Below are 12,129 nucleotides of genomic sequence, written 5' to 3'. Positions count from 1 at the left end.
CGGCCGGCGTAGCCTTTACGCCGGCCTCTGCGCCTTCCTCGACGTACCCGGATATGCGACGCTGTCGCTTATTTATCGTTGAGGACCCGCCATGGGCGCTTTGTTTCTTGCCTCGGCATCACCCCGTCGCCGCGAGCTGCTCGCGCAGATCGGCGTTCCGTTTTCCCTGCTCAGCGTATCCGTCGACGAGACGCCATCACCGACCGAAACCCCTGAGGCCTACGTCGAGCGCGTCGCGAGAGACAAAGCATTGACCGGACTGGCGAACCTGGGCGATGACCAGGGCTGCGTGCTGGGCGCCGACACCAGCGTGGTGCTCGATCAGCACATTCTGGGCAAGCCGGTCGATCGTGCCGATGGTCTGGCCATGCTCGCGGCCCTGTCCGGGCGTACCCACCGGGTCATGACGGCAGTGGCCCTGGCCAGCCGCGAGGCTTGCGAAGTGCGCACCGTGATCAGCGAAGTGACCTTCCGCACCATCAGCGATGACGAGGCCGAACGCTACTGGGCCAGCGGCGAACCGTTGGACAAGGCGGGTGGCTACGCCATTCAGGGTTGGGGGGCGGTATTCGTCAGTCAACTGCATGGCAGCTACTCGGCGGTGGTCGGCCTGCCATTGTGCGAAACCGCGCAGCTGCTCGATGCGTTCGGCCTGGCGCGTTGGACCAAAGCCTCACGCTAGAGCCTTGCGGCTTCGGCCCGCAGGCCGGTTAGAATCACCCAGGACCCGCAGCCAGAGCTGCCCATCAAGCCACCGCCGAGAACAACAATGAGCGAAGAAATCCTGATGAACATCACCCCCATGGAATCGCGGGTGGCGGTGGTGGAAAACGGTGTGCTGCAGGAGGTGCATGTCGAGCGCACGCAACGCCGTGGCATCGTCGGCAATATCTACAAAGGCAAGGTGGTGCGGGTGCTGCCCGGCATGCAGGCCGCCTTCGTCGATATTGGTCTGGACCGCGCGGCGTTCATCCACGCCTCGGAGATTTCCGCGCGCGAAGGCAACGCGGTCGAGCCGATCAATGCGCTGGTACACGAGGGGCAGAGCCTGGTGGTCCAGGTCACCAAGGACCCGATCGGCACCAAGGGCGCGCGCCTGACCACCCAGCTGTCGATCCCGTCGCGCTATCTGGTCTACATGCCGCGCACCAGCCATGTCGGCATTTCCCTGCGCATCGAGGACGAAGCCGAGCGCGAACGGCTCAAGCAGGTGGTTGCCGAATGCGTGGCGGCCGAAGGCATCCAGGAGGCCGGCGGCTTCATTCTGCGCACCGCCGCCGAGGGTGCGGGCCGCGACGAAATCCTCATGGATATCCGCTACCTGCGCCGACTCTGGGAGCAGATCGCGGGCCAGATCAAGACCGCCGCCGCCCCGACGGTGATCTACGAGGACCTGTCGTTGGCTATGCGCACCCTGCGCGACCTGGTCAATCCGCGGATCGAGAAGATCCGCATCGACTCGCGGGAGAACTTCCAGAAGGTCAGCCAGTTCGTCGGCGAACTGATGCCCGAACTGGGTGACCGACTCGAGCATTACCCCGGTGAACGCCCGATCTTCGATCTCTATGGCGTCGAGGACGAGATTCAGAAGGCGCTGGAGCGCAAGGTGATGCTCAAGTCCGGCGGCTACCTGATCATCGACCCCGCCGAAGCGATGACCACCATCGACGTCAACACCGGCGCCTTCGTAGGTCACCGCACCCTCGAGGAAACCATCTTCAAGACCAACCTCGAGTCGGCCACTGCAATCGCCCGCCAGCTGCGGCTGCGCAACCTGGGTGGGATCATCATCATCGACTTCATCGACATGGAGGACGAGGAGCATCGCCGGCAGGTGCTGCGCACCCTGGAGAAGCAGCTGGAGCGCGACCACGCCAAGACCAACATCATCGGCATCACCGAGCTCGGCCTGGTGCAGATGACCCGCAAGCGTACCCGCGAAAGTCTCGAACAGGTGCTCTGCGAGCCATGCATGTGCTGCCAGGGTCGCGGCAAGCTGAAGACGCCGGAGACGGTCTGCTACGAGATCTTCCGCGAAATCCTGCGAGAGGCCCGCGCCTACCAGGCCGAGGGTTATCGGGTGCTCGCCAACCAGAAGGTGATCGATCGCCTGCTGGACGAGGAGTCGGGCAATGTCGCCGATCTCGAGGCTTTCATCGGCCGCTCCATCAAGTTCCAGGTGGAAAGCATGTATTCCCAGGAACAGTACGACGTGGTGCTGCTCTGAACAGAGGTACACCAGACCGCCAGGGCCGGGATAACCGGAGCGCATCGGCATGAACCGCCTCGCCGCCTTTCTCGTCACGCTGTCGCGCCAGTTGTTCTGGGTGGCCGCGTTCGGCCTGATTCTGGCTGCGCTTTATGTCAGCCTGGGTCGGCAGCTGGTGCCGCTGGTTGCCGAATACCGCACGGAACTGCAGGAAAGGGTGCGCACCGCCCTCGATATGCCGGTGACAGTGGGGCGTCTGGAAGGGCGTTGGGAAGGTCTTGCGCCGCGCCTGCTGGTGCATGACGTGCTGCTGGGTGAGGGCGACAGTGCGATGCGTCTGGATCGCATCGCCGTCGTGCCCGATCTGGCCGGCAGCCTCTGGGCACGCTCATGGCGGCTGAGTTCGCTGGAATTCAGCGGCGTGCACGTGTCTGTGCTAGAGAGCGAAGATGGCAAATGGCAGGTCAAGGGCCTGCCAGAGCGCGACGATGCGACGCCGCCCGATCCGCAGAAAATACTCGAGGCGCTCCAGCATATTCGTGGCCTGGCGTTGCTCGACAGCCAGATCACCCTGGAGCCCTTCGGTGATTCACCGCTGACCCTTAGCTACACGGACCTTTCGCTACGCACCGATGGCAATCGCTTGCGACTGGACGGGCGCAGTGTGCTGCCGGATGGCCAGCCGCTGGCCCTGCGCCTGAACGCGCGCGTGCAGCCGCAGCGCTGGGCGCAGGCTGAGGCGCAGCTGTATCTGAGCCTGCCGCAAAGCGACTGGGCCGCCTGGTTGCCAGGCCGATTGACCGGCGCTTGGCAACTGCAGACGGCGCAGCTGGGGGGAGAGCTCTGGCTGCGCTGGAAGGCGCAGCAGCTCGAGCGTGCCGTGCTGCGGTTGAACGCGCCGCGGCTGCGTGCCGCCTATGCCGAGCATCCGCCGGTCCAGCTGGAGGATCTGGCGGTCGACGCCTATGTCGACCTGACCGAGCAGGGTTATCGGCTGCTGCTCGACCGCCTGGCTTTCGACCTTGAAGGCGAGCGCTGGGGCGACGCGCGGCTGCTGCTGCAGGAGAGTCGGGCCGAGCAGCACTGGCGGCTGCAGGCCGATCGGCTGAACGTCGCGCCGATCGCCAACCTTGCGCGTGCGCTGGCGCCACTGCCCGAGACGGCGGTGGAAACGCTGGGTGCGCTGCAGCCCAGCGGAACGCTGCGCAATCTGCGCGCGGACTTCTACCCCCAGCTGGATTCGCCGCAGCGACTGCGCTTTGCGGCCAACCTGGAGCGGATCAGCTTCAGCGCGCAGAACTGGATTCCCGCAGTAGGCAATGGCAGCGGCAGCATCCAGGGTGACCTGGCCAGCGGTGAGCTACGCCTGGACAGCGATGATTTCAGCCTGCATCTGGCGCCTCTTTATCCTGAACCCTGGCGCTATCGGCACGGCGCCGGCCGGCTGACCTGGACGCTGGATGAGCAGGCTTTCACCCTCGCCGCCCCCTATCTGCGCGTCGACGGAGAGGAGGGCAGGATCGCCGGAGATTTCCTGATTCGCCTCGCGCGCGATCCCGAAGTCGAGGATTACATGGACCTGCGCGTCGGCCTCAGCGAGGGTGATGCACGTTACACTGAGAAGTACCTGCCGACGAAATCGCCGGCGTTGAGCCCGGCGCTGGTCGATTGGCTCAAGGATGCGATTCGCGCGGGCACCGTCGAGCAGGGCTACTTCCAGTATCAGGGTGCGTTGAACAAAGGTGCCCCCGACAGTGCTCGCAGCATCAGCCTGTACTTCAAGGTGCGTGACGCCGAGCTGGCCTTCCAGCCGGGCTGGCCGGCCCTGCAGCAGGGGCGCGGCGAGGTCCTGGTGGAAGACAGCGGCGTCCGTGTGCGCCTTGCCGAAGGGCGGATTCTCGACAGTCGCGTGCATGACGTGACGGCGGAAGTGGCTCATGTCGGCAGCGGGCAGGTGCCGCAATTGGCGATCAAGGGGCAGGTCAGCAGCAGCCTGCCAGATGCGCTGCGCCTGCTGCAGGAGGCACCTATCGGGACCGGCGAGACCTTCGCCGGCTGGCAAGGGCAGGGCGAACTGGATGGTGTGCTCGATTTGCAGATTCCATTGGGCAAGGGCACGCCACGGGTCGTCGTGGATTTTGCCAGCAGCGATGCGGCGCTACAGATCAAGGACCCAGCGCTGGCGTTCGAGCGGCTCAGCGGCCGATTTCGCTACGACACCGCGCGTGGGCTGAGCGCCGACGAGATTCAGGCACGGCTGTTCGGGCGCGCCGTCAACGGCAAGGCGGTTGCGACCGGTTCGGTCGGCAAGCCGGCCTCGCGCATCGAGGCGCGGGGCAGCGTGGCACTCAAACCGCTGCTGGAATGGCTAGACGTCAAGCAGCCGGTGCCGGCCAGCGGCGAACTGCCCTATCAGTTGCGCCTGGAGCTGGCGGCCGAAAGCAGCCAGTTGCAGATCGACTCGTCGCTCCAGGGCCTGCGCATCGACCTCCCGGCGCCGTTCGGCAAGGCTGCCGGCGTGCGGCGCGACAGCACATTGCGCATGTCCCTGCAGGGTGCGGAGCGACGCTATTCCATACGGCATGACGAGTTGGCCGCGCTGGTCTTCGTCGCGCCCCCTGATGCCTGGGCGCAGGGACGCGGCGAGCTGCGCCTGGGTGGCGGCGCGGCGAATCTACCGGGGCGACCCGGGCTGTACGTCAAGGGGCGCCTGCCGGAGCTGGACTGGAATGCCTGGCGTGCCGTGCTTGATCAGCATGGCAAGGGCGACCCGCAGCAGACGACCGGCTCGCTGCTGCGGCAGGTGCAGGTCGATATCGATCGTTTCGAGGGCTTCGGCACCCGTATCGACAGGCTGAGCATCGACTTGCAACGCGGTTCTGCTGCCTGGTCCCTCGGCCTGCGCAGTTCCCTCGTCGGCGGCACGGTGCGTCTGCCGGACGCCGATGACGGCATCATCGTAGCCAACCTGACCCACCTGCGCCTGCCGGCGGCAGAGCCTGGCGAAGCCGCCAGTGCGCGGTCGGATCCCCTGGCCGACGTGGATCCGCAAAGCCTGCCGGCGATGGACCTGGCCATCGAGCGGGTTTCCCTTGGTGACGATCTACTCGGCGCCTGGGCGCTCAAGCTGCGCCCAGTCGGCACTGGTGTGGAGTTTCGCGATCTCGCGTTGCAGCTCAAGGGGTTGAGGATCAGCGGAAACGGAGGTTGGGGCGCCGGGCAGAGCTGGTACAAGGGTCGGCTGGAAGGCGGCAACCTGGCCGACGTGCTGCTGGCCTGGGGCTTTGCGCCCTCGGTGACCAGCGAAAGCTTCCGCCTGGATGCCGACGGGCGCTGGCCGGGCTCGCCAGCCTGGTTCGCCATGGCGCGCTATTCCGGCAGCATGCAGCCCCGACTGCGCAAGGGGCAGTTCGTCGAGGTGGACGGCAGCGCGCAGGCGCTGCGGGTGTTCGGCGTGCTGAATTTCAACTCCATCGGCCGCCGGCTACGGCTGGATTTCTCCGATCTGTTCGGCAAGGGCCTCAGCTATGACCGGCTGGACGGCAGCCTGCAGGCCGATGCTGGCGTTTTCACTACCCGCGAACCGATCACCGTGAGCGGCCCGTCGAGCAATCTGGAGCTGGATGGCACGCTCGACATGGCGCGCGACGAGATCGACGCCAAGCTGCTGGTTACGTTGCCGATCAGCAACAACCTGCCGCTGGCGGCGCTGATCGTCGGTGCGCCAGCGATCGGCGGCGCGCTGTTCGTGGCCGACAAGCTGCTGGGGGATCGCGTCGCGCGCTTCGCCAGTGTGCAGTACGACGTCAAGGGGCCGTGGCAGTCGCCGAAGATCAGTTTCGACAAACCTTTCGAGAAGCCCAACTGAGCCGGGTTCGCAGCGGGCTTCGCAACTCACCAGGGGGAGCCTATGTCCTTAGCCGTGATTCAAATGGCCACCGGGGCCGAGGTCGCGCACAACCTGGCCCAGGCGCGGCAATTGCTCGAACAGGCGGCGGAGGCCGGTGCGCGTCTGGCGGTGCTGCCGGAAAACTTCGCTGCCATGGGCCGCAATGATCTGCCGAGCCTCGGCCGCGCCGAGGCCATGGGCGAGGGCCCGATCCTGCCGTGGTTGAAACAGGCCGCCCGCGACCTCAGGTTGTGGATAGTCGCCGGGACCCTGCCGTTACCGCCCGACGATTGCCCGCAGGGCAAGCCCAACGCCTGCTCGCTGCTCATCGACGAGCAGGGGCAGCGGGTGGCGCGTTACGACAAGCTGCATCTATTCGACGCGGATGTCGCCGACAGCCGCGGCCGATATCGCGAGTCCGATGACTATGCGGCGGGCAGTCAGGTGGTGGTGGCCGATACGCCGCTCGGAAGGCTGGGCATGAGCGTGTGTTACGACCTGCGCTTTGCCGAGCTGTACACCGCTTTGCGGGCGGCGGGCGCGGAATTGATCAGCGTGCCCTCGGCGTTTACCGCGGTGACCGGCGAGGCCCACTGGCCCGCGCTGATTCGCGCGCGGGCCATCGAGACCCAGTGCTATGTCCTGGCGGCGGCACAGGGCGGCGAGCACCCTGGTGGTCGCATCACCCATGGGCATTCGTCTATCGTTGACCCATGGGGCCGGCTGCTGTGCGAGCAGCCGAGCGGTGAGGCGGCTCTGCTTGCCGAGCGAGACGCAATCGAACAGGCCGCTATCCGCCAACGCATGCCGGTGCAACGTCACCGCCGATTTTCCGTACCGTGCCTGGGCACGGAACCTTTGGAGTAGATATGAGTGAACTGCTGTTACCCGTCACCGAGCGACTGCTGACCCCTGGAGGCCTGGGACTCGACGATCTGCCCGGTTTGCTGGGTGAGCTCGCCGGCCCCGGCGTGGATGCCGCGGACCTGTATTTCCAGGACCAGGTATCCGAGTCCTGGGTGCTCGAGGATGGCATCGTCAAGGAAGGCGGGTTCCACCTCGAGCAGGGCGTGGGCGTACGGGCGCTGTCGGGGGAGAAGACCGGCTTTGCCTACAGCAATGCGATCACTGCCGATGCCCTGCGTCAGGCCGCGCAGGCCGCCCGCTCCATCGCCCGTAGCGGGCAGCAGGGGCAGGTCAAGGTGCTCGGCAGGGCGGCCTTCGCGCCGCTGTATCATCAGGATAATCCGCTGGATGGCCTGAGCCGCGCCGAGAAGGTGGACCTGCTCAAGCGCATCGACGTAGCCACCCGTGCGCTGGACCCACGCATCAAGCAGGTCACGGTGAGCCTGGCGGGCGTATGGGAACATATTCTCGTCGCTGCCATGGATGGCGGACTGGCGGCGGATATCCGCCCGCTGGTGCGCTTCAACGTCAGTGTGATCGTCGAGCAGAACGGCCGCCGGGAGCGCGGCGGGCAGGGCGGTGGCGGGCGCACCGGGTATCAGTACTTCCTCAGCGAAGACCGCGCCATGGGCTATGCCCGCGAAGCGCTGCGCCAGGCGCTGGTCAATCTCGAGGCGGTGCCGGCGCCGGCCGGTTCGCTGCCGGTGGTGCTGGGGCCGGGCTGGTCCGGCGTGCTGCTGCACGAGGCCGTCGGCCACGGTCTGGAAGGAGACTTCAACCGCAAGGGCAGCTCGGCCTATAGCGGGCGCATCGGCCAGCAGGTCGCGTCTAAACTGTGCACCATCGTTGATGACGGCACCCTGGCCGACCGCCGCGGCTCGCTCAGCGTCGACGACGAAGGTACGCCGACGCAGTGCACCACACTGATCGAGAACGGCATCCTCAAGGGCTATATCCAGGACAAGCTCAATGCGCGCCTGATGGGCGTCGCACCGACCGGCAATGGCCGCCGCGAGTCGTACGCGCATCTGCCCATGCCGCGCATGACCAACACCTACATGCTGGCCGGCGAAAGCGACCCCGAGGAGATCATCCGCTCGGTGAAGAAGGGCATCTACTGCGCCAGCCTCGGCGGCGGCCAGGTGGACATCACCAGCGGCAAGTTCGTCTTCTCCACCAGTGAGGCCTATCTGGTCGAAGACGGCAGGATCACTGCGCCGGTCAAGGGTGCGACGCTGATCGGCAACGGTCCGGAGGTGATGAATCGCGTGTCCATGGTGGGCAACGACCTGGCACTGGACAGCGGAGTCGGCACCTGCGGCAAGGATGGCCAATCGGTGCCGGTCGGCGTCGGCCAGCCGACGCTGAAGATCGACGAAATCACGGTGGGGGGGACCGGCGCTTGAGGCTGCCGATCATCAGGTGCCGACTCGGGCCAGCCGGCACGTGAGAAAGGACCGGTTTATCGCAGGCCGCGCTTGGTCTCGTCCAGGTCGCGGATGTATTTGAAGATCTTGCGGCTGGCAGCCGGCGGCTTGTTGCGCGCCGCTTCATGCTGGGCGTGGCGGATCAGCCCGCGCAGGTGCTGGCGGTCGGTTTCGGGGAATTCGACGACGAAGGCTTCCAGCGTCTCGTCATTGCCGGCGATGAGCCGGTCGCGCCAGCGCTCGAGGGCGTGGAAGCGTTCGTTGTACTGGCGGGTCGAGGCGTCGAGTTGATCGACCAGGGCGACGATGGCATCGACATCCTGATCACGCATCAGCTTGCCGATGTACTGGATGTGCCGTTTGCGGGCGATATGCGCCTTGTGCTTCGGGGCGTCGGCCAGGGCCTTGTGCAGCGCGTCGCTGAGCGGCAGCCGGGCGATGAGGTCGGGTTTGAGCGTGGTCAGGCGTTCGCCGAGTTCCTGCAGGGCGAGCAGTTCGCGCTTGACCTGGGATTTGCTTTTTTCGTCGAAATCATCGACGTCGGAGTGTTCAGACATGGGGATGGTCCACTAGGAAATGCCGCCATGATAGCAGCAGCCCTGGCAGCAGGCTCCAGACTGGCCGCGCCGGGCTGCAATTGATTTGATTGCAGGTGTTGTTTTGGGAGTGCTTATGAGTGAAGTAGACGGCATCGGTCCGCATGCGCTGCCCGGTTTGCGCGAGAAGGTCGAGCGCATCATCGAGGAAGCGCGGCGGCAGGGCGCCAGCGCCAGCGAGGTCTCTGTCTCCATGGAGCAGGGGCTGTCCACGACGGTGCGCCAGGGTGAAGTGGAAACGGTCGAATTCAATCGGGACCAGGGTTTCGGCATTACCCTCTATGTCGGCCAGAGCAAGGGCTCGGCCAGCACCACCGGCAGCGGCGACGAGGCCATCCGGGAAACCGTGGCCGCCGCGCTGGCCATCGCCAGGCACGCTTCGCAGGACGAGTTTGCCGGCCTGGCCGACGCCACGCTGATGGCTCGGGAGCTTCCCGATCTCGATCTCTACCATCCATGGGCGATCACCCCGGAGCAGGCGATCGAGCAGGCGCTGAGTTGTGAAAGCGCGGCGTTCGACTTCGATGCACGCATCCGCAACGCCGACGGCACCAGTCTCAACACCCATCAGGGCTGCCGTGCCTACGGCAACAGCAATGGCTTCATCGGCGGTTATTGCAGCACACGGCACAGCCTGAGCTGCGTGATGATCGCCGAAAGCGAAGGCCAGATGCAGCGCGACTACTTTTACGACGTCAACCGTATCGGCGAGGCGCTGATCGATCCACGGACCATCGGCCGGCGCGCAGCCGAGCGTGCAGTGCGACGCCTGGGCGCGCGACCGATCCCGACTTGCGAGGTGCCGGTGTTGTTCGCGCCGGAGCTGGCGACGGGGCTGTTCAGCCATTTCATCGCCGCTATCTCCGGCGGTAACCTGTATCGCAAGGCCTCCTATCTGGAGGACGCGCTGGGCCAGACGCTGTTCCCCGAATGGCTGAGCCTCGACGAACGCCCACATATCCCGCGTGCGCTTGGCAGCGCCAGCTACGATGGCGATGGCCTGGCGACCTACGCCAAGCCTTTCGTGGAAAACGGCCGCCTGATCTCCTATGTGCTTTCGACCTATTCCGGGCGCAAGCTGGGCATGCCGAGCACTGCCAACGCGGGTGGCGTGCACAACCTGTTCGTTAGCCACGGTGAGGAAGATCAGGCTGCCCTGCTGCGACGCATGGGGCGCGGCCTGCTGGTGACCGAGCTGATGGGGCAGGGGCTGAATCTGGTCACCGGTGACTATTCACGCGGCGCAGGCGGCTACTGGGTGGAGAACGGCGAGATCCAGTTCCCCGTGCAGGAGGTGACCATCGCCGGCAATCTGCGCGACATGTTCCGCCAGATCGTCGCCATTGGCTGCGACATCGAGACGCGCGGCAACGTGCGGACCGGCTCGGTGCTGATCGAGCGGATGATGGTGGCCGGGAAGTAAGCGGGAGGGTGTGGCGTGCTCGCTGCGAGCACGCCCGGATGAGCGGACGGCTATTCGCCTTCTTCGAAGTAGTCGTCAATCAACGCCACGAGGGCGTCGAGGGCTTCTTCTTCCTGCTCGCCATCGGCATGTAGATGCACCGTAGTGCCCTTGCTGGCGGCCAGCATCATGACGGCCATGATGCTCTTGCCATCGACCAGCGTGGCGGGACAGCGGCCCACCCGGATCTTGCAGGGGAAGCGGTTGGCGACGGCGACGAACTTGGCCGCCGCACGCGCGTGCAGGCCAAGCTTGTTGATGATGGTGACTTCGCGGGCGGGCATGGGTTTACGTATTCCTAGGCGAGATCCCGGTGACGGACCTGCAGGTTCTTCAGCGGCTCCTTGAGCGCCAGGCCGAGTCGCTCGGCTAGGTACACCGAGCGGTGATGGCCTCCGGTGCAGCCGATGGCGATGGTGACGTACGCGCGGTTGCTGGCGGCGAAGCGTGGCAGCCATTTGTTCAGGTAAGCGTGGATGTCCTGAAACATCTCCTCCACATCGGGCTGGGCGGCCAGATAGTCGATCACCGGCTGATCGAGCCCGGAGAAGTCGCGCAATTCGGCCTTCCAGTACGGGTTGGGCAGGCAGCGCACGTCGAATACCAGGTCGGCATCGACCGGCATGCCGCGCTTGAATCCGAACGATTCGATGAGAAAGGCCGTGCCTGGCTCAGGCTTGTTGAGCAGCCGCAGCTTGAGCATGTCGCGCAGCTGATAGAGGTTCAGGTGCGTGGTGTCGATCTTCAGGTCGGCATGATCGATGATTGCCGCCAGCAGCAGCTCCTCGTCACGAATCGCCTCGGCCAGCGAACGGCTTTCGTTGGTCAGCGGGTGGCGCCGACGGGTTTCGGAGAAGCGCTTGAGCAGGGTTTCGTCGTCGGCATCCAGATACAGCACGTCGCACTGAATATGCCGGGCGCGAACCTCTTCGAGCAGTTCGGGAAAACGCTTGAGCTGGCTGGGCAGGTTGCGCGCATCGATCGACACGGCAACCTGTGGGTGCAGCAGTTCGGTGTGCAGCAGGGCGCGCTCGGCAAGCTCGGGCAGCAGGCCAGCGGGCAGGTTGTCGATGCAGTAGAACCCGTTGTCTTCGAGTACGTTCAGCGCGGTGCTCTTGCCCGAGCCCGAACGCCCACTGACGATGATCAGCCGCATCTGTACCCCATCGCGCTAGCCACCGTTCTGCACATCCACGACGACCTGGTACAGGCTGTCGTTGCTGGGTGCCTCGCGCAGACGTTGGCGTACCTCTTCACGGTCGAGCATGCTGGCGATCTGGCGCAGCAGCTCGAGGTGCTCGTCGGTGGCCGCTTCCGGGACCAGCAGGACGAACAGCAGGTCGACCGGGGCGCCATCGATGGCGTCGAAGTCCACCGGCGTTTCCAAGCGCAGCACGGCACTCACGGGGGCGTTGCAGCCGACCATGCGGCAGTGCGGAATGGCGATGCCATTGCCGAAGCCGGTCGAGCCCAGCTTTTCACGGGCGATCAGGCTTTCGAAGATGGTCTGGGAGTCGAGGTCGGAAAGGTCCTGGGCGATCACCTTGGCGATCTGCTCCAGGACGCGCTTCTTGCTACCGCCCGGGACGTTCACCAGGGAACGTCCGGGGGTCAGGATGTTTTCGAGTCGGATCATAATG

Annotated in this window: 10 protein-coding genes; 6 read left to right on the top strand and 4 right to left on the bottom strand. The window is 65.5% G+C overall.

The window, feature by feature from the left end; all coding sequences use genetic code 11:
* Nucleotides 1–91: 91 nt before the first annotated feature.
* From VF716_RS17995 to tldD, 5 genes are all read left to right on the top strand, one after another.
* Nucleotides 92–682 carry a Maf family protein gene (locus VF716_RS17995; RefSeq protein WP_020306511.1) on the top strand — a complete coding sequence of 197 codons (591 nt, stop codon included), beginning with the start codon at nt 92–94 and terminating at the stop codon, nt 680–682.
* Nucleotides 683–769: 87 nt separating this feature from the next.
* Nucleotides 770–2,227 carry a ribonuclease G gene (gene rng / locus VF716_RS17990; RefSeq protein WP_014595940.1) on the top strand — a complete coding sequence of 486 codons (1,458 nt, stop codon included), beginning with the start codon at nt 770–772 and terminating at the stop codon, nt 2,225–2,227.
* Nucleotides 2,228–2,276: 49 nt separating this feature from the next.
* A complete protein-coding gene (locus VF716_RS17985; protein WP_125872851.1) occupies nt 2,277–6,077 on the top strand; it encodes a YhdP family protein in 3,801 nt (1,266 codons plus the stop codon).
* A 42-nt stretch (nt 6,078–6,119) separates the two neighbouring features.
* Nucleotides 6,120–6,965, top strand: coding sequence for a carbon-nitrogen hydrolase family protein (locus VF716_RS17980; RefSeq protein ID WP_053527254.1), 846 nt, complete (start codon nt 6,120–6,122; stop codon nt 6,963–6,965).
* A gap of 2 nt (nt 6,966–6,967) precedes the next feature.
* A complete protein-coding gene (gene tldD / locus VF716_RS17975) occupies nt 6,968–8,410 on the top strand; it encodes a metalloprotease TldD (RefSeq protein WP_011912211.1) in 1,443 nt (480 codons plus the stop codon).
* Nucleotides 8,411–8,466: 56 nt separating this feature from the next.
* Here the strand turns inward: tldD and yjgA are convergent, their stop codons facing one another.
* Nucleotides 8,467–8,988: a ribosome biogenesis factor YjgA gene (gene yjgA, locus VF716_RS17970; protein ID WP_011912212.1), complete on the bottom strand. Its 522-nt coding sequence runs from the start codon at nt 8,986–8,988 to the stop codon at nt 8,467–8,469.
* A gap of 115 nt (nt 8,989–9,103) precedes the next feature.
* Here yjgA and pmbA point away from each other — a divergent pair, with 115 nt between their 5' ends.
* Nucleotides 9,104–10,450 carry a metalloprotease PmbA gene (pmbA, locus tag VF716_RS17965; protein ID WP_440552829.1) on the top strand — a complete coding sequence of 449 codons (1,347 nt, stop codon included), beginning with the start codon at nt 9,104–9,106 and terminating at the stop codon, nt 10,448–10,450.
* A 50-nt stretch (nt 10,451–10,500) separates the two neighbouring features.
* On the opposite strand, the gene VF716_RS17960 is transcribed toward pmbA, so the two are convergent.
* From VF716_RS17960 to ptsN, 3 genes are read right to left on the bottom strand one after another with little or no spacing between them, the layout of a single operon-like run.
* On the bottom strand, nt 10,501–10,773 hold the full coding sequence (locus VF716_RS17960; protein ID WP_011912215.1) for an HPr family phosphocarrier protein: 273 nt from the start codon (nt 10,771–10,773) through the stop codon (nt 10,501–10,503).
* Nucleotides 10,774–10,787: 14 nt separating this feature from the next.
* Nucleotides 10,788–11,645: an RNase adapter RapZ gene (rapZ, locus tag VF716_RS17955; RefSeq protein WP_011912216.1), complete on the bottom strand. Its 858-nt coding sequence runs from the start codon at nt 11,643–11,645 to the stop codon at nt 10,788–10,790.
* Nucleotides 11,646–11,660: 15 nt separating this feature from the next.
* Complete coding sequence (gene ptsN / locus VF716_RS17950; protein WP_011912217.1) at nt 11,661–12,125, bottom strand: PTS IIA-like nitrogen regulatory protein PtsN; 465 nt, start codon at nt 12,123–12,125, stop codon at nt 11,661–11,663.
* Between the last annotated feature and the right edge of the window lie 4 nt (nt 12,126–12,129).

It is taken from the genome of Stutzerimonas sp. Brlt_14, assembly GCF_051948915.1.
In the GTDB taxonomy this organism is placed as follows: Bacteria; Pseudomonadota; Gammaproteobacteria; order Pseudomonadales; family Pseudomonadaceae; genus Stutzerimonas; species Stutzerimonas stutzeri.
This window is presented reverse-complemented; position numbering and strand designations above follow the sequence as displayed.

Excerpts from the sequence above, each read along its gene's own strand:
- VF716_RS17995 (WP_020306511.1), top strand. The coding sequence starts at position 92 with ATGGGCGCTTTGTTTCTTGCCTCGGCATCACCCCGTCGCCGCGAGCTG.
- rng (WP_014595940.1), top strand. The coding sequence starts at position 770 with ATGAGCGAAGAAATCCTGATGAACATCACCCCCATGGAATCGCGGGTG.
- VF716_RS17985 (WP_125872851.1), top strand. The coding sequence starts at position 2,277 with ATGAACCGCCTCGCCGCCTTTCTCGTCACGCTGTCGCGCCAGTTGTTC.
- VF716_RS17980 (WP_053527254.1), top strand. The coding sequence starts at position 6,120 with ATGTCCTTAGCCGTGATTCAAATGGCCACCGGGGCCGAGGTCGCGCAC.
- tldD (WP_011912211.1), top strand. The coding sequence starts at position 6,968 with ATGAGTGAACTGCTGTTACCCGTCACCGAGCGACTGCTGACCCCTGGA.
- yjgA (WP_011912212.1), bottom strand. The coding sequence starts at position 8,988 with ATGTCTGAACACTCCGACGTCGATGATTTCGACGAAAAAAGCAAATCC.
- pmbA (WP_440552829.1), top strand. The coding sequence starts at position 9,104 with ATGAGTGAAGTAGACGGCATCGGTCCGCATGCGCTGCCCGGTTTGCGC.
- VF716_RS17960 (WP_011912215.1), bottom strand. The coding sequence starts at position 10,773 with ATGCCCGCCCGCGAAGTCACCATCATCAACAAGCTTGGCCTGCACGCG.
- rapZ (WP_011912216.1), bottom strand. The coding sequence starts at position 11,645 with ATGCGGCTGATCATCGTCAGTGGGCGTTCGGGCTCGGGCAAGAGCACC.
- ptsN (WP_011912217.1), bottom strand. The coding sequence starts at position 12,125 with ATGATCCGACTCGAAAACATCCTGACCCCCGGACGTTCCCTGGTGAAC.